This window comes from Bradyrhizobium algeriense (genome assembly GCF_003062295.1).
Lineage (GTDB): Bacteria > Pseudomonadota > Alphaproteobacteria > Rhizobiales > Xanthobacteraceae > Bradyrhizobium > Bradyrhizobium algeriense.
Map to the genome: position 1 here is coordinate 1 of NZ_PYCN01000060.1, position 17,114 is coordinate 17,114.

A 17,114-nucleotide genomic window follows, 5' to 3' on the forward strand; every position below is an offset into this window, starting at 1 on the left:
CGCTCCTCGCAGCCCCGTGCGATCTTGCGCGACGAGTAGATCCCCTGGCTGTACGCATAAAGCAGCAGCGCTACCATCATGCCAGGATGATAGGGCGGAAAGCCGCGCTCCTCGTCGTAGACATCCACGATCCGCGACAGGTCCAAGCCGGTGCGAACCGTGTCGCGCACAAAGTGGGCCGTGTGCCCGGAAGGCACCAAATCCTGGATCGATGGCGGCAGCAGCCAAGCCTGATCAACGTCCCAAGGACGAAATGTCTTGCTCATCCACCGTTTGAATCACGACGCTTGTTCTTCGTCGAGAAAAATCCGATTACTCGGACAGGCTCCTAGCATTCATGCTGTAGCAGTGCGTACAGCGATATGGACAATCGTTCCCCAGCGTCCAGCCGATATTCTTGATCGCAACCTCGCACTCGGGCAGGTCGCCGAACTCCTGCACCGGGCCCACGTTGAGCTTATAGTGTTCGAGCCGGTCGAAGCTGATCGCGAATGGCTTTGACATTTTGAGCCTTCTCATCCGAAGAAAGGATTGGCGTCGGCGTCATACACCAGCCCGGCCGACGCGTAGGCGTGGTCAACCCGTGTCGCCAGCGTCTGGTATTTGATCTTGTTCCTTGCGACCTGAGCGTCAACAAGGCCATCGACGTCATGCTCACCCGGCTCAACGGCCTCCAGGAGGAGTTCCATGAAGGCGAGGTCGTGCCGCCGCAGTTCGGTCGCAAGCGCGTGGAATTCGACCAGTTCCTCGTCCTCGAGTGCCTTTGGCGCGCTGACGGCGTCGATCGCTTTGTCGTAAAGGCGAAGATGGCTCTTGTGCCAGCGCTTTAGGCCCGTATAGGCCTGAACCACGTCTTCGCCGGCCAGACGATAGTTTCGGTTGCCAGTCCCATCGTCGTTGGCGTCGATCAGATTTCGTTTTCGCAGCAGCCTCGTGAACGGCGTTCCTTCGGCCGCATACATCTCGGAGAAAATTCCCTTGCTGATCGTCCAAACGTAGTCCGACATGCGACGGTGATTTTCCCGCAACTCTTCCATCGTCGTGCCGTGATCAAAGAGAATGTGCCCGGCTTGCACGTAGATGCCGTGTTTCTTGAAGACATCAAGGGCTTGCAGGTTTTGATCAACTCTTGCACTCTTCGCCATCCTCTTCAATGCGGATTCCGAATAATTCTCAATACCGCACGAAAACGCGAAGAAGCCCGCTCGCTTGAGCTGCCTAATTGCCTCGTCGGTCACGCGATCCGCTCTGATCGAACCTCGCAAGCGCACGCGCAGGCCTCGCGATTGAATATCGTCGGCAAGTTCACGGCACCACAGCTCGTCTCGAGGCGGCTCAATAAGGCTGTCGTCGATGACTTTGAAACACGTCGCCCCGAGGCGGCTAACCTGCTCCAACTCGTCCACGAAGTTTTCGATCGAACGCTGCCTCCAATGCGAACCATCCGATACCTTCGAAGGCAACGATCGAGCAGAACGTGCAGTGGGCCGCGCAGCCGCGTGACGAAAGCACGTGCACAGCGCTCCGCCGCTCAAGTGAGGCGCGGATCGTGTCGCGGCTAGGAAAAGGTATGGCGTCAAGGTTCGCGACCGCTGGCCTGCGCCCGTTACGAACGATCTTGCCGTCGTGTTTGTAGCTGATACCTGAAATGTCGGAGAGGTCCAGTTTACCGAATGCGAAGTGCTCGCTCAACTCGCACACAGTTTCTTCGCCTTCTTCACCACCTGGTGCCCAGCGGGAACGTCTATCGAAACGCTGGTGGCGGTCGAAGGCCATCGGTGGGCGATCGAGGACAGCTTTGAGACGGCGAAGAACGAGTTTGGTCTCGATCACAACGAGAGCAGATCCTGGCATGGCTGGCACCGTCACGTTTCTCTGGTGATGCTCGCCTTCGCCATGATGGCGGTGATACGCCATCGCGCCAATCCACCGCCCCCCAAAAAAACGAAACGACGAACTACGGCAAAAACAAAAGCACCGCCATCCCGTCATTGATCCGTTGGTCAATCCAGGAAGTTCGCCGTATCGCCATCAGGCTCGCCCGAAAGCGCATCCAACCCGCACACGTTATCGCATGGTCACTCTGGCGCAGAGCGCACCAGGCCACCGCTCAGCGTGCTCACTTCAAAGCAAAACGGCAACTGTAATGCTAGATGTCGCCGAGCGCAAGCGAAAACCAGGTGAAGCAGCGGCGCTGCTCGTGGAGGGGCGAGAGTACGAGACCTTTTGTGGGCTTCGCCAGCTTCCAAATCGGGCCAGCCTTCGTCGCTGTTGGCTGCAAGCCCCCGCTTGCGTCAGGGATGGAAGCCCGCGAGGGGGAAGACCCGCTTGCGGGGCTTCAGCACAGCCGGCCAGCCCGGCCCAACAGGGGCGACGCCCTGGCTCCAGGCGGCTCATGCCGGGGCCCGTCGACGGTCTCTCTCTCCGATCATTCGAGAAGTCCCTGACGAAGCGCGAGCGCCACAGCGTGGGGAAGGGTTAATGCAGCGAGATTCCGTCTGGCATTGTCTAGATGAAACTTCACGCCACGCGGCGTAACACCAAGAAGCTCGGCAACATCCTGCATTGTCTTGCCGTCAGATATCCAAGCGAGACACTGCCGTTCGCGCTGAGTCAGTGGGCTCCCCTTCTGACCGTTCGGGGGCGTGCGTCTGATCCTGGCGCTCACATGCGCATGGTAGGTGAGACCCACCATGTGCAAGATGTCCTGGGAGGTCTCAATAAAACGGTCGAGCCCAAGGCTGCGGTCGTCCACCGCCAGCGTGAACGCCGCGAATTGATTTTGGCTTGTGGGAATGCGAACCGTCAGGCCGGTCCTGATCTTGAAGCTAAGCGCATCGTCAAACAGCCGACGCTCTTTCGGAGACTTTGCGCTTCGCGCGTCACGTCCATCCCACAGAAGCATCCCGCTTGGGCTCCGCGATTTCTGAAGAACGGGATCGATGTTTTCGTATCCTTCATCGAAGTAGTGGCTGGTCCAACTCTTCGGATACGACGAGAGCAGATTGGGACCATTCGCGCGGCGGCTAAAATAGGCAAACCACCGAAACCCCAATGAGTGTGCTGTCCGTTCCGCAACACGCCGACAATCATCTTCCGTAACGGCGGAGTGAAGACAATCGACAAACTCATTGCACGCTCTTTCGACATTTTTCATTGCGCTCCCTTTTTAACAGTCTTTTCTTGTCGCAACCGCGCCGCCACCTTCGCGCGCTGCGTGTGTTGTGCTTGTATTGCCATCTTGCGGCAGCTTTGGGGCAAGGGATTTCCTTAAGGCTCCCTGTCGAAAGTGACAGATCACGGTCATGACTGCTCCTGCTTTCTTGGTTTCCGAGCCTGTGATTCGCAGCCGGAGACCAAGAATGAATGTCATCGCGCTCACTCGTCCCGCCCTTCTGAAAACTTCCGAATTGGTCCTCGGGATGCATCGCCTGCGGCGGCGCGTCTATAGGGACCGCCTGGAGTGGAAGGTCTCGGTGTCAGACGGACTCGAGATCGAGCCATACGACGTCCTGACGCCGACCTATCTGTTGGATGTCGATCGGCGAGACGTTGTCGGTTGCGTCCGCCTGCTGCCAACCACCGGCCCCAACATGCTGGCGTATACGTTTCCGGTGTTGGACGGTCGGACTGCCGCGAAAAATGTCACGATCTGGGAGAGCTCGCGTTCCTGCATTGACCCGCAGAATGTGACGGCCGCAGCCGAGAATGACTTGAAGCAAGCCACTTTCCTGCTGTTTGCGGCAATGGTCGAATGGGGCCAGCAGCACGCACATCAGGCGATCGCGACTGTCACTGATCTGCGCATGGAGCGAATCCTGCGCCGGGCCAGATGGCATCTGGATCGCCTCGGCGAACCTCGCCAAATCGGAACCACAAAAGCCGTCGCCGGACTGTTGCCGGTCACTGCTGACGCTCTGCGAACAATCCGGGCGGCGGGGAAGATTGCGAGGCCGGCAATTGATGCTCCGTCAAGCACGGCGCTCGCGGCATAGCTTCGAACACCTCTAGGCTCCTGAGAACTGCAAAAAGGGCTTTCAACAATGGATCCAGCTGCATTCGCGGCTCTGGTCGAAAGGTGCGCCCCGACGACGGCAATGGTCCGGCCGCTGACGGCGATTGTGCGCCAGGCAAGCTCGTTCGAGCCGCTGCTGATCACGATTGAGGGGCGCAAACCGATCCCCATTCAGGCAACTGATCGCAATGAGGCCATTCAGCTCGTGACCGAGGCCACAGCCACCGGCCAGCCCGTCCGTACCGGTCTCGCCCAACTTGATGCCGAGGATATGAAGGAGGCCGGGCTGACAGCTACCACAACCTTCGACGCCTGCAAGCACATCGCGGGCCTTGGCAGATTGTTCGAGGCCCGATTGCAAGCAGCAAACGTGAACGCGTCGGGCCGCGATCAGGCAATTGCCAGCGTTGTCGCGAGCTTCGCGGCCAAAGCTCCCGGCACAACGCCTGAGGCCCGTACCCCGCCGATGGCCTCTCGCGGTGCCGAGATTTCCACCGGCGACACGCCGACAATCAACACGCCAGCTCCCTCCGTCCGGGAGCGTACGAACTGGGATATCTATCGCTCGGGCCTTGGCGCGTCAGCCTTTGTCTATGAACGATGAGGAACGCTATGGTTTTGTCTCAACTCAACACCGCGGTTCGGGCTGGCCCGACAGCATTGCCAATCGGAGCCGTGTCATGACTTCTCGTCTTAAGAAATCCGCCGCACTCCTGTGCATGGGGGCCGTTCTCAGCCTCGCCTTGGCCGAGCCTGCGCTTGCGCAGACCGCGAACATCGAGGGCGTGCTGCAGAACATTGTCAACATGTTAACGGGCAACGTCGCTCGCCTGCTGGCGACGCTGGCGGTCATCATCGTCGGCATCGCCTGGATGTTCGGCTATCTCGATCTGCGCAAGGCCGCCTATGTCGTGCTCGGTGTTGCCATCACGTTCGGTGCCTCCGAGGTGGTTTCGACCTTGACCGGGGGTCATTGATGATCGAGGCCGCGCGTCTCACGGAGGACACCTTGTTCCTCGCCTGCACGCGTCCGGCCATGATTGCCGGCGTCACCATGGAAGCCATGGCGCTCAATGTGATGTTTTCCTGCATCCTGTTCCTGGTGGCCGGGAGCATCCTCAACGGCCTCGTCGCTGTTCCGATCCATGGTCTTTGCCGCATCATCTGCCGGCACGACCCCAACATGTTCCGGATTTTGCTCGCCTGGATCGAAACCCGAGGACGCACGCACAACGCGCCATTCTGGGGCGGATCGTCCTGCACGCCGCTCAAGCTCGTTCGGCGATATCGAACAAGAGACCTTGGTTATGCGTAACGCAGCGCTTAAGACCCGAGAGATCGGGCCCGACATCTACCTGCCGTTCGGCCGGCATGTCACGGATACGGCGATCAGTCTCACGACACGAGCGCTGCTCACGGTGATCAGGCTCGACGGCACCTCGTTCGAGACCGCCGAGACGGCGGATCTGAACGACCTTCACGCCAAGCTGAACCTCACCCTGCGCAACGTCGCCGATCCGCGCCTGGCGCTCTGGACCCATCTGGTGCGCCGCCGGACGTCAGACTATCCGGTCGGTGCGTTCCGCTCGACATTTGCGGCCGCGCTCGACGCGCAATATCGCGACCGGCTTCGCAAGGAAGCGCTGTTTCGCAACGATCTCTATCTGACGCTGGTTTGGCATCCCGGTCGCGCCACCGCCGACGCAGCGGCCGCGTTCTTCAAGCGCCTTGGCCGGAGCGCTGCGCATTCCCTCGAGGTCGACAGCGACGCCCTAAAGCGGCTCGACGATGCCACGCGCGATGTGGTCGCGGCATTGGAGCGTTACGGCGCCCATGCCCTCGGACTGGTTGAGCGCAAGGGCATCGTATTTTCAGAACCGATGGAACTGCTTCATGCCATCACATCCGGTGAGTGGATGCCGATGCCATTGCCGCAAGGGCCGATCGGCCCCGCGCTCTATTCAAACCGTGTCATCTTCGGCCGAGAGGCTATCGAAATCCGAGGTGCAGGCGGATCGCGCTTTGCTGGCATGTTCGGAATCAAGGAATATCCGGCGTCCACCAGGCCTGGCCTGTTGAACGCGCTGCTATCCGCGCCATTCGGGCTCATCCTCACGCAATCCTTCGCGTTTTTGTCGAAGGCCGACGCCAAAACGGTCCTGACGCGTAAGCAGAACCAGTTGGTCTCCTCTCAGGATCCGGCGGCCTCACAGATCGACGAACTCGCAGACGCGCTCGACGATCTCGAATCCAACAGATTCGCGCTCGGAGATCATCACCTCTCGCTACTCCTCTCAGCCGACACGCCTCCGCAGCTGCAGGATCAAATGAGCGTGGCGCGGCGCGCACTGGCCGATGCGGGTGCCGTGGTCGCGCGCGAAGATCTTGGACTTGAAGCGGCTTATTGGGCGCAGCTGCCCGGGCTGTTCAAATATCGGGCACGAACCGGAGCGATCAGCTCCCGCAATTTCGCGGCGTTCTCCCCGTTCCACACCTATCCCAGCGGAAAGCCTACTGGCAACCATTGGGGGCCGGCCGTTGCGATGCTCAAGACCGCGTCCGGCTCACCGTTCTATTTCTCCTTTCATCACGGAGACCTCGGCAATACCTTCATCTGCGGCCCCTCAGGGTCCGGCAAGACCGTCGTGCAGAACTTCCTGCTGTCGCAGGCCGAGCGGCTCGGCGCAACTTACGTCTTCTTCGACAAGGACCGCGGCGCCGAGATTTTCGTCCGCGCCGTCGGCGGCACCTATCTGATGCTCCACAACGGGGTTGCGACCGGCTGCGCGCCGCTCAAGGCGCTGGAGCTCACGCCAACGAATCTTTCCTTCCTTGGCGCACTTATCCGGAAACTCGTCACGCCAGAAAGCCGCCCGCTGACCGTGACCGAGGAGGAGCGGATCGATTCCGGGTTGCGAGCTCTTGGTCAGCTGCGGCAGGCGGAGCGCTCGTTCGGCGCGCTGCGGGCTTTCCTCGGCCAGCAAGATCGCGAGGGCATTGGTGCTCGGTTGGAGCGATGGTGCCGGGGCGCTCCCTATGGCTGGGTGCTCGATGGCGAGCAAGATGCCATCGGGCTCGACGCCAGGTTCATCGGCTTCGACATGACTGATCTGCTCGATCATCCGACCGTCCGTACCCCTCTCATGATGTATCTGTTCCATCGGGTCGAGCGCCTGATCGATGGACGGCGCTTGTTCATCGACATCGACGAATTTTGGAAGGCGCTTGGAGACGAGGCATTTCGCGATCTCGCCAACAACAAGCTGAAAACCATCCGCAAGCAGAATGGCGTCATGGTGTTCGGCACGCAGTCGCCGCGCGATGCATTGGCCTCGCCCATCGCGCACACCATTGTCGAGCAATGCCCGACTCAGATTTTCCTGCCGAATGCGCGGGGAACGCGCGCGGACTATGTCGACGGCTTCCACCTGACCGACACTGAATTCCGCCTGATCAAGGAGGAGCTCGCGCCCGAAAGTCGGCGGTTCCTGGTCAAGCAGGGCCACAACTCGGTCGTGGCAGAACTTGATCTCGGCGATTTCGAGGATGCACTCGCCGTGTTGTCAGGACGGACGGAAACGGTCGAACTGCTCGACCGCGTTCGGGCGGAGGTCGGCGACGATCCGGCCCATTGGCTGCCAGTATTTCACGCGGAGCGAAGGAAAGTGCGATGATGGTTCAGCGTATGCCGGTGATTGTCACCTCCGTGTCGGTCGTGACCCTCCTGATGGCATCATCTGCAAGAGCGGAGATTGTGTTCGATCCTAACGTCTTTGCGCGACAATTTGAGCAACTGACGGAACTGAAGAAGCAGGTCGATACCCTGACGTCGCAGCTCAAGGTGGCGCAAGATCAATTGAACCAGGCCAAGCAGCTCTATGACAGTTTCAACAAGCGGACCAACGCCAACGACATCGGGGCGCTCTTAAACACGCCGCAGTTCCGGAAAGTTCTGCCCCAACAGTTCTCTGACATCGAACGTCTCGTCGCGCGGCAGGGTGGCGGCAACTTCGCCGACGCGATCAACCACTATCTGTCGCAGAACCGCGCATATGCCGGTAACAGCGGCAATTCGTACTATCAGAGCGAGCTCGACCGGATCGCGCGGCAGACCGGCGCCAAGCACTCCATGGGCCAGGCTGTGTACGATACCGCTTCGCAGCGTATCGATGCACTTGAAGAACTCAGAACCCGCATCAGCACGGCGACCGACGTCAAGGAGATTTTGGATTTGTCGGCGCGGCTGCAGGCCGAACAGGCGCTGCTGCAGAACGACGTGCTCAGGATGCAGGGTCTTGCGATGATCCAGCAGGCCCGCACGGACATGGACGGACAGCGGGAACGCGAAAAGCAAGAACAACTGATTGATGAAATGAAGGCGGCACTGCAATGAGGATAAAGGCATCCATTCTGGTGATCACTGTCGCCGCTGCCCTTACGGGCTGTAACGACGCCGATAAGAGGCAGCAGACGAAGACGGTCGGCTGGTTTCTCGGGACGAGCTTGCGGTGGCGCTCAAGGCCTGCGGCGACAATCCCGGAGAACTGGGGAAGACGCCGAATTGCATCAATGCGAATGAAGCGCGCAACAAGGTCGCCATCCAAGAGATGAAAGACGCCCTGAAATAAGGAACGCCGCGATGGCCATAAACGTCTTTGACAGTTTCTTAAAGGAGTTCGAGCAGCCGATCACGGCATTCGTATCGACCTCGGTGTCGAATCTTGCCTCGTACATCGACGGTCCGTTACGCGTCGCCGTGATGCTCTATGTCATTCTCTACGGTTTCGCCGTGATGCGCGGAGCGATTTCTGAGCCGATCATGGAGTTCGCCTGGCGGGCGATGCGCATCGTGGTCGTCGTTCTGCTCGCGACCAATTCGAGTACGTTCCAACAATACGTCACGGGTCTATTTTTCGAAACTTTGCCGAAAGAGATCGGCAATGCCTTGGCGGGTGCCGGACTGAATACCAGTTCCGGAGTTCCATTCGACCAGCTCTTGTCCAAAGGAATCGACGTCGCCAACAGGATTTACGAGCAAGCCGGTCTGACCAACATCGCACCGGCGCTGATTGCCGCCATTCTCCTGGTCTTTGTGGCGGTTGGCTCCTTCTTGCAGTTTGCAATCCTGCTCTATGCCAAAGTTGGTCTCGGCGTCGTGATCGCGCTCGGTCCAATCTTCATTGCGCTGGCACTATTTGAGGCAACGCGGCCGTTTACAGAAGCCTGGCTTAGGCAGGTCGCGAATTTCGCAATCCTGTTGGTGCTGGTGGTCGCGCTGGTCGGGCTGATGCTAACCACCGTCAGCGGCTTCATCGACAGGTTCGCAGCCAACGCGGGCACAGCCGGCGAGATGGTGGTGGCCGCGGTCGCCATCAGCGCGGTGCTTGGTCTCTCCGGATACATCGCGCTGCAACTGCCGATCATCGCAGGTGGTCTCGCCGGGGGTGGCGCGTCGCTCGCAAGCCGGCTGGTAACTAGCCCATTGATTGCCAATGCCACGGCCGCAGCCGGCGGCGCCTATGCCGGCGCTCGCTGGTCGGCGAGCCGCGGTCTCGCCGCAGTAAGAGCCAGCCGGCAGGGTGGCAGTATGCGGCGCGCCCGAACGCAGGGGACCACGGTGGCGTAAGCAATGATCGCCATCATCAGGGCGATAGAGAAAAGCAGGGGCATCAGAACGATGTGGCGTCGACTATTCATCATCTGCATCATCGCATGGCAGCTTGGTGGCTGCGCGATCTCGAAGGCACCGCCGTCATGTGATGGTCTGGCTCGCCGGCCGCTCAATCGTTCATTGTGGGACTGGGAGACCGGCACGCCATTGGCGACACCGGGGCCGCCAATTCCGCCACCCGCGCCAGCGCCAACCATCCGCAAAGGCGAGACCAGCCCGTCAGAGCCATCCACCCAACTCGCCACATCAGGCCCCTGGGCCGACATTGCGGCCTCTTACCGCGCCTGCGGCAAGGAGGCGTGAGATGGTCCGGCACGATGACCTGAAGACCTATTTCGACAATGCACGTCGATGGGAACAGGATCTGTTGCTGTCAGCCCATCGGTCGCGGCGAACAGCCTGGGTGATTGCCGCGGGTGCCTGTGCATTGGCGGTGGCCTCGGTCGGCGCGGTCGCAGCACTTGCGCCGTTGAAGACGGTCGAGCCGTTCGTCATCCGGGTCGATAATGCCACCGGCATTGTGGATACGGTCTCCGCGCTCAAATCGACGCCGGCTCGCTACGATGAAGCCGTCACCAAGTATTTTCTGGGACGCTATGTTCGCGCGCGTGAAGGTTACAGCTATCCGGAGGCCGAAACCAACTTTCGCACGATCTCGCTGCTTTCGGGGCAGGGAGAGCAGGCCCGTTTCGCAGCGTGGTACCGGGGCTCCAATCCCGAAAGTCCGCAAGTCGTTCAAGGCCGTTTCGGGGTCGCCACGGTGCGTATCAAGGCGATCTCGCTCTTGGCCGACAATGTCGCGTCGGTGCGTTTCATGAAGGAGAGCCGCAAGGGCGAGGAAACCCGGATCACCCATTGGATCTCAACCCTGACGTTTTCCTACGCCAACGCGCCAATGTCCTCCGCCGACCGTCTCGTCAATCCCCTCGGCTTTCTGATTTCGGAATATCGCGCCGATCCGGAGGTCGTGCCATGAGATCTTTTGTTCTCCTGATGACGTTCGCCCTGGGATTCACGGTGCCGGTGCTGGCGCTGCAACAGCCGTCACCCGGTCAACGTGATGCCCGCGTACGTACGGTGACCTATGATCCGGCCAATGTGGTCCGGGTCAACGGCGTGGTTCGGGCTTCAACCCAAGTGTTGTTTGCCGATGACGAGGAGGTCGCGCATGTCGCGATCGGCGATGCGATTGCATGGGAGGTCGCACCGGCAGGCTCGATCCTGTTCCTCAAGCCGCGGGAGAAGCATCCACCGACCAATCTGCAGGTCGTCACCACCCGCGCCGACGGCCGCAAGCGCTCGTATCAGTTCGAATTGTCGATCGCCGAGACCACGCTTGCGGACAGTTATTTCGTTGTCCGCTTCGTCTATCCCGGCGACGAGATTGAGCGCCGGCGCATGGAGGCGGCCGCCCGCGGCGCTGAGCGGGAAGGCGCCCTGATCGAGCAAACCTTCGACCTGCACCATGCCTATGGGGCGCGCAACTGGCGCTTTTCAGCGCAAGGCTCGATCGATCTCGAGCCGGAGGCCGTGTTCGACGACGGCAAAGAGACCACATTCCGCTTTGCGGGCAACCGCGAAATCCCCGCGATCTACCTGATCAACTCCGACGGCTCAGAAAGCCTCGTGCCCAAGGATGTCCGCGGCGAGCTCGTCGTCGTTCATGCCACGGCCCGAGAGTTTCGACTGCGCAAAGGCGACAACGTGCTCTGCATTTTCAACGAGGCGTTCGACGCGGTGGGGATCAACCCGGGCACAAATACCACAAGCCCGTCGATCGAGCGGCGGGCGAAGAAGTCACCTCCAACCCCCAAGCCACGATAGGCGAGCGCGACATGACCGAGCTTCAGAACGAGACGATTGCCGGCGACCGCGGCATTACGCCCGTGGGAGGCGGGGACAATGGTCGAACGGCGATGCTCAAACGCGGCTTCGGCGCGCTGGCACTCACCGCTTTCGCCTTTCTGATCATCTGGGGCACCTGGAAAGGCGATAAGCCGGCGAGCGATTCCGCCCGCAAACTCATGATCCGACAGGCGGCGGCGTTCGAGCCCGTCCCGGATGCACCGGCTGCGCCGATTACCACGGCGTCCGTTGGAGCCACACCGGTCGTAGCCACGCCAGCAGCACCGGTGCCCGCCTCCGACCAGCTTCTGGAGAGTGCCCGTCGCGCCCCAGTGCTGGCCTATAACCGGCCGATTTCTTCGGGGCGTCTGGCCCGCGATAACGTAACCGGAAGTGTCACTGATCCCTATGGGTTTGGAGGGGGACAGCCGCGCAACGACCTTGCCGACAAGCTGAAACCCACGCCGATCGAAGGCGTGCGCGCGGCGCGGCTTCCCAATCGCAATCTGCTGGTCACCCAGGGCACCTCGATCCCGTGCGTGTTGGAGACGGCGATGTCCTCGGACGTGGCCGGCTTCGTCTCCTGCGTTGTGTTGCGCGACGTGATGTCGGATTCCGGCAATGTCGTGCTCATGGAAAAAGGCACGCAAGTGGTCGGTGAATATCGCGGCAATGTGCGGCGCGGTTCAAAACGCCTGTTCGTGCTGTGGACCCGCGCCAAGACGCCGACCGGCGTGATTGCAGCACTCTCCTCGCCCGCCACCGATGCGCTGGGCCGTGCCGGCTTCGACGGCGACATCGACACCCACTTCTGGGAACGGTTCGGCTCGGCACTGTTGCTGTCAATCGTCAGCGATGCCTCCTCGATTGGGCGCCAGCAGCTGCAGGATAGCTCGATCCAGATCAACAACACCACCGGCGCCACCAACACCGCCGCCGGCATCGCCGTTGAGCAGTCAATCAACATTCCGCCAACGCTGAACAAGAATCAGGGCGAGCTCGTCAATATCGTTGTCGCGCGCGACGTCGATTTCTCCTCGGTCTATCAACTTCGGCGGATTGAAACACGGACCCAGATTCTCGACCGCACCATCCAGGGGAACATGGTGGCGCCGGCTGTGGTGACAAAATGAGCGAGGTTGCATCGATCGAACGCGACGGCGGCCGCCTGGCGCTGACGCGCTACCTAGCACCGCTGGCGCCATACCTCGCGGACAAAACCCTGACCGAGGTCGTCGTCAACCGTCCGGGCGAGATCTTCGTGGAAGGACCTAGGGGGTGGACCCGGCATGAAGCGGCGGCCTTGACGCATGCGTACCTCTCGCATCTCGCCACTGCCGCTGCCGGTCACACCCGTCAGGACATCGGTCCGGAGTATCCGGTGGTGTCAACGACCCTGATCGGCGAGGAGCGCTGCCAGATCGTGGTCCCGCCGGCTGTCCCCGCCGGGATGATCAGCCTGACGATCCGCAAGCCATCGACACTCACCATGACGCTTGACGCCTTCCAGCAGGCAAACCTGTTCGACGAGGTCCATGCCGCCACCGACCAGCTCAGCGCCGACGAGCATTGCTTACTCGCCCTGAAAGAAGCCGGCGCCTGGCGCGAGTTCCTCGAGCTCGCGGTGCGGGCCCGCCGCAATATTCTCATTTCCGGAGCGACCGGTTCCGGCAAAACCACCTTGTCCAAGGCGCTGATCGCGGCGATCCCGGCGCATGAGCGGCTCATCACCATCGAGGACACCGCCGAGCTTGTCATCCCGCATCAGAATTGCGTGCGGCTGCTCTATGCCAAGGACGGGCAGGGCGTCGCCAAAATTGGACCCCGCGAACTGCTCGAGTCCTGCCTGCGGATGCGGCCGGATCGCATCCTGCTGCAGGAGCTGCGCGACGGGACGGCGTTTTTCTATCTGAGGAATGTGAACTCCGGTCATCCAGGATCGATCACGACGGTTCATGCCGACAGTGCCCGGCTCGCCTTCGAACAACTGACCTTGTTGGTGAAAGAAAGCGCCGAAGGCCGCGACCTTCATCGCGACGATATCCGATCGCTCCTGTTGCTTCTGGTCGACGTCGTCATCCAGATGCAGAAGCGCAACGGCCGTTACCGCATCTCGGAAATCTACTATGACCCCGCTCGCAAACGCGACCGCGTCAACTAGGGCGGCGCAGGGCATAGCGGTCGCGCTGGCGGCTTCCGTGCTGTTCCTGTTGGTCGCCTCCAACGTTCTGCTGCTCGGGCTCCGGCTTCACGATGGCGGCCTGCACTGGTCGGAGATCGCCACAGGCTGGCCCTGTTACGGCGCAGACCCACGTTTCGACCGCTGGCTGACCCTGTCGACCCTGACCGGCGTCCTTGTCGTCTTTGGCCTGCTCGGCGCTATCTTCCGGCACCGTCCACTCCCGCTTCATGGGAGCGCGCGTTTCGCGTCCGAGCGCGAGATCAAGGCCGCCGGCCTGCGATCCAAGGAAGGTGTGCTGCTCGGCCGCAAAGATGGGGCAATGCTCTGCTTCGGCGGATCGGAACATGTCCTGATTTACGCCCCAACCCGCGCCGGCAAAGGCGTCGGCTACGTCATTCCGAACCTGCTCAATTGGCCGGATTCAGTTGTCGTGCTGGATGTGAAGAAGGAGAACTGGGATCGCTCGGCGGGATTTCGCGCAGCCCATGGTCAGGAGGTCCATCTGTTCGACCCGCTTGAGGAGAACGGTCGCACCGCGCGCTACAATCCGCTGGGCTATGTGCGCAGCGATCCCGGCGATCTCTATGATGACTTGCAGCGCATCGGCGTGATGCTGTTTCCGGCCGAAAGCCGCGGCGATCCGTTCTGGTTCGAGGCCGCACGTTCGGCCTTTGTGGCGATTGGCGGCTATATCGCGGAAACGCCTGGCTTGCCATTGACGATCGGCGAGATCTTGCACCAGCTGTCGGCGACCCAGGATCTCAAAACCCACTTCGACAAAATCATCGCAGACCGCAAGGTCGGTCCTTCCCCGCTGTCGCGGCACTGCATCACGGCGCTGAACGATTTCCTGGCCGCCTCCGAGAACACCTTGAACTCGGTGCGCAAGACCGTCACGGCGAGGCTCGGCCTCTGGCTCAATCCCCGCATCGATGCCGCGACATCAACCAACGATTTCGATTTGCGCCAGCTGCGGCAACGGCCGATGTCGATCTATCTCGGCGTAACGCCGGATAATCTCGACCGCATGGCGCCGCTTCTCAATCTGTTTTTTCAGCAGGTGGTCGATCTCAATACCCGCGAGCTGCCGGAACAAAACCCCAAACTCAATCGCAAAATTCTGCTATTGCTCGACGAATTTCCAGCCCTAGGCAACGTCAATGTGCTGGCGAAATCGGTGGCGTTCATCGCCGGATACGGCATCCGCCTCCTCACGGTGGTCCAGAGTCCGGCGCAGCTGCGCGCCATCTACGGGATCGACGCCGCACGCAACTTCATGACCAACCATGCCATTGAGGTCGTGTTTGCTCCGAAGGAGCAGGACGTAGCCAATGAGCTTGCGGAACGTATCGGCTACGACACGGTGAAAGCGCGCAGCCGCAGCGGACCGAAAGGGCTTGCGATGCGCTCGACCAGCGAGACGGTTTCCGAGCATCGTCGTGCCCTGATGCTGCCACAGGAACTGAAGCTTCTTCCGAAATCGAAGGCCTTCATCCTCGGCGCCGGCATCCGTCCTGTGATCGCCGACAAAATCGTGTATTATGAAGACAAGGCTTTCCTGCGGCGTCTGCTGCCGGCACCTACCCCGGAAATGCCCAAGGGTCGTTCGAATGCGCTGCTTGACGCCGAAATCAAGGAGCTCCGTTCCGAGGTCGCTGAACTCCGCGCGGTGTTTCGGTCGCGGCCGATGACTGACGAGGAGGTGGCCGATCCCTCCGTGATTCCTGCCTGCGCCAGTTTCGATTTCGGCGATGTGGATGTGGATCTGGAAGGGCTATGCGAAGACGCGATGAAAGCCTGGGCCCTGAATTACATCGACGCCCAGGCTATTCCGCCGGCGCGACGCTCCAGCCGCAAGCATAACGGGCAGCAGCATGAACGACACGCGTGACGACAGCAAGGACTTCAGCCTCACACGGCAGAATCGCATGGGGCTCGATCCGGGGAAGGAAAAGTCGGGCGAGGATCCCGAAGCGAGGTTGGAGTCGGCCGACCAGTCATCCTCCGCGACGCTCGGCACCAATGCGCTCCCCGAGCGTATCAGTCGCAAGTATTACGTGGTGGCGAATGAGACCGGAAAAGATGGTCCAAGCAGTGGGGCACACCTCTACGCCGACGAGCGCGGCGAGTATCTCGCCTTCAAGGTGATGGAAGACCGCCTCGTAACGCGCCTGATCGCCGCCGAGGTGATCCGCGACATGGTCAGCGTGGCACAACATCGGCAGTGGGCGGCTCTTCAGGTCCGCGGGTCGGCGGAATTCCGGCGCGAGGCCTGGCTTGAGGCTGGCGCTCGCGGTATCGAAGTTCAGGGCTATCAGCCGACCGATCTCGATCGGCAGGCACTCTCCGATCGGCAGGACGTCTGGAACCGAACACACCCTCGCACGCACGAGGTGGAGGTTCGTTCGGTTTCTGACAGGGACGAGCGCGCTGAAAGACTTGACTACGATAAAGGTGTCTCGGGGCGCCTGATCGAGGTCGGCCGCGCACCCTATCGTAATCGGAACGATGCCGAGACATCCACCTACGTGGCCATTGAGCTCGACAGCGGCCGCCGGCATCAGGTGTGGGGCGTGGGTCTTGAAAAGGCGAGCGCCGATAGCAAGGCAAGGCCCGGCGATCGCGTTCAGGTGCGCAGGGATGGCGTCGAACGCGTCGCCAAAGATATCAAGGTGATAGATGCAGCAAGTGGGACTGCGCGTATCGAGCGGCGGCAGGTGCCGCGCAATCGCTGGCGGGTGACCGCAGAGAAGTTTCGCTCGGCCGATCGGCAGACGGCGTCGCGTGATGTCGATCTGGTCGCAGCGCAGTCGCAGATGGCGGTTATTGAGAAGGCGCTCGAACGCGCGTTTCCGGAGGACGAGCGTGCGCGGCGCAGTATAATAGATGCGGTCAGGGACCGCATTGCTGATCACCTCGAGCGCGGACATTCGTTCGCGCGTGCGACCGTGATAGACTCTCTTCAAGACCGGCATCGATCGGGAAGCGACAAAGACAATGCCAGTCAGAATCAGAATGGTGAGCGCGTCAGAATTCAGCAACGAGAACGCTGAAGCCGCGCGTGAGGAGCGAGGGTGTCAGAAAGAATGTGTAAGCAGGTTTCTGTGAGTTTACCTTACCGAGGAGACTCACATAACGACCGACACGACGATTACACCTGAACACTACTGGATCAACTGCTTGCTAACTATGAGAAGCCTGAAGACCTCACAGGTGCGGACGGGCTTTTCAAGCAGCTGAAGAAGGCGCTGATTGAGCGGGCGCTTGGTGCGGAGCGAGCTATCGCCCAAAGTTGGTGACGGCGGGAATCGGAAAGGCGGCATATCGTGGGGGTGCTTGACGCCTCCACTTCTCCACCGAAGGAGCGATATGCCGTGTCCAAAGATAACATCATCAAGCTG

General features: G+C 60.8%; 19 protein-coding genes and 1 pseudogene. 16 read left to right on the forward strand and 4 right to left on the reverse strand.

The features are described from left to right. The 3 genes from C7G61_RS40270 to C7G61_RS40280 all read right to left on the reverse strand — a co-directional run. The coding region (locus C7G61_RS40270) for a transposase (RefSeq protein WP_145963786.1) at positions 1-266 on the reverse strand (266 nt) is incomplete at its 3' end. Between the two features lie 46 nt (positions 267-312). Continuing rightward, positions 313-504, reverse strand: a complete 192-nt coding sequence (locus C7G61_RS40275) for a hypothetical protein (RefSeq protein WP_202975829.1) — start codon at positions 502-504, stop codon at positions 313-315. An 11-nt stretch (positions 505-515) separates the two neighbouring features. Further along, positions 516-1,406, reverse strand: a complete 891-nt coding sequence (locus C7G61_RS40280) for a radical SAM protein (protein WP_338026183.1) — start codon at positions 1,404-1,406, stop codon at positions 516-518. A gap of 304 nt (positions 1,407-1,710) precedes the next feature. Here C7G61_RS40280 and C7G61_RS40285 point away from each other — a divergent pair. Next, a pseudogene (locus C7G61_RS40285) lies at positions 1,711-1,995 on the forward strand (transposase); the annotation flags it as partial. 433 nt (positions 1,996-2,428) lie between these two features. Here the strand turns inward: C7G61_RS40285 and C7G61_RS40290 are convergent. After that, on the reverse strand, positions 2,429-3,157 hold the full coding sequence (locus tag C7G61_RS40290; protein ID WP_108523127.1) for an autoinducer binding domain-containing protein: 729 nt from the start codon (positions 3,155-3,157) through the stop codon (positions 2,429-2,431). 205 nt (positions 3,158-3,362) lie between these two features. Here C7G61_RS40290 and C7G61_RS40295 point away from each other — a divergent pair, with 205 nt between their 5' ends. The 15 genes from C7G61_RS40295 (at position 3,363) to C7G61_RS40365 (ending at position 16,766) form a co-directional block, all read left to right on the forward strand. After that, entirely contained in the window at positions 3,363-3,995 is a 633-nt protein-coding gene (locus C7G61_RS40295) for an acyl-homoserine-lactone synthase (RefSeq protein WP_108523128.1), read from the forward strand. A gap of 102 nt (positions 3,996-4,097) precedes the next feature. Beyond that, a complete protein-coding gene (locus C7G61_RS40300; protein ID WP_244608713.1) occupies positions 4,098-4,619 on the forward strand; it encodes a lysozyme family protein in 522 nt (173 codons plus the stop codon). Positions 4,620-4,695: 76 nt separating this feature from the next. Further along, on the forward strand, positions 4,696-4,992 hold the full coding sequence (locus C7G61_RS40305; RefSeq protein WP_108523130.1) for a TrbC/VirB2 family protein: 297 nt from the start codon (positions 4,696-4,698) through the stop codon (positions 4,990-4,992). Then, positions 4,992-5,330, forward strand: a complete 339-nt coding sequence (locus C7G61_RS40310; protein WP_108523131.1) for a VirB3 family type IV secretion system protein — start codon at positions 4,992-4,994, stop codon at positions 5,328-5,330. Before C7G61_RS40305 ends, C7G61_RS40310 begins: the two co-directional genes overlap by 1 nt. After that, positions 5,323-7,689: a VirB4 family type IV secretion/conjugal transfer ATPase gene (locus C7G61_RS40315; RefSeq protein ID WP_108523132.1), complete on the forward strand. Its 2,367-nt coding sequence runs from the start codon at positions 5,323-5,325 to the stop codon at positions 7,687-7,689. The genes C7G61_RS40310 and C7G61_RS40315 overlap by 8 nt, the downstream gene beginning before the upstream one ends. Next, on the forward strand, positions 7,647-8,408 hold the full coding sequence (virB5, locus tag C7G61_RS40320) for a P-type DNA transfer protein VirB5 (RefSeq protein ID WP_244608714.1): 762 nt from the start codon (positions 7,647-7,649) through the stop codon (positions 8,406-8,408). Before C7G61_RS40315 ends, virB5 begins: the two co-directional genes overlap by 43 nt. Positions 8,409-8,523: 115 nt before the next feature. After that, positions 8,524-8,643: an EexN family lipoprotein gene (locus C7G61_RS46595; protein WP_244608715.1), complete on the forward strand. Its 120-nt coding sequence runs from the start codon at positions 8,524-8,526 to the stop codon at positions 8,641-8,643. Positions 8,644-8,654: 11 nt separating this feature from the next. Continuing rightward, the gene (locus C7G61_RS40330; protein WP_108523134.1) at positions 8,655-9,641 is read left to right on the forward strand and encodes a TrbL/VirB6 family protein; all 987 of its coding nucleotides are present in this window, start codon (positions 8,655-8,657) and stop codon (positions 9,639-9,641) included. A 51-nt stretch (positions 9,642-9,692) separates the two neighbouring features. After that, the gene (locus tag C7G61_RS40335) at positions 9,693-9,989 is read left to right on the forward strand and encodes a type IV secretion pathway protein (protein ID WP_108523141.1); all 297 of its coding nucleotides are present in this window, start codon (positions 9,693-9,695) and stop codon (positions 9,987-9,989) included. 1 nt (position 9,990) lies between these two features. Further along, positions 9,991-10,662, forward strand: coding sequence for a VirB8 family type IV secretion system protein (locus C7G61_RS40340; protein ID WP_108523135.1), 672 nt, complete (start codon positions 9,991-9,993; stop codon positions 10,660-10,662). Beyond that, a complete protein-coding gene (virB9, locus tag C7G61_RS40345) occupies positions 10,659-11,510 on the forward strand; it encodes a P-type conjugative transfer protein VirB9 (RefSeq protein WP_108523136.1) in 852 nt (283 codons plus the stop codon). The genes C7G61_RS40340 and virB9 overlap by 4 nt, the downstream gene beginning before the upstream one ends. A gap of 11 nt (positions 11,511-11,521) precedes the next feature. After that, entirely contained in the window at positions 11,522-12,664 is a 1,143-nt protein-coding gene (gene virB10 / locus C7G61_RS40350; protein WP_108523137.1) for a type IV secretion system protein VirB10, read from the forward strand. Further along, on the forward strand, positions 12,661-13,692 hold the full coding sequence (gene virB11, locus C7G61_RS40355) for a P-type DNA transfer ATPase VirB11 (RefSeq protein WP_108523138.1): 1,032 nt from the start codon (positions 12,661-12,663) through the stop codon (positions 13,690-13,692). Before virB10 ends, virB11 begins: the two co-directional genes overlap by 4 nt. Next, positions 13,658-15,604, forward strand: a complete 1,947-nt coding sequence (locus tag C7G61_RS40360; RefSeq protein WP_108523139.1) for a type IV secretory system conjugative DNA transfer family protein — start codon at positions 13,658-13,660, stop codon at positions 15,602-15,604. Before virB11 ends, C7G61_RS40360 begins: the two co-directional genes overlap by 35 nt. Next, on the forward strand, positions 15,588-16,766 hold the full coding sequence (locus tag C7G61_RS40365; protein ID WP_108523140.1) for an LPD7 domain-containing protein: 1,179 nt from the start codon (positions 15,588-15,590) through the stop codon (positions 16,764-16,766). Before C7G61_RS40360 ends, C7G61_RS40365 begins: the two co-directional genes overlap by 17 nt. Positions 16,767-17,114 lie beyond the last annotated feature (348 nt).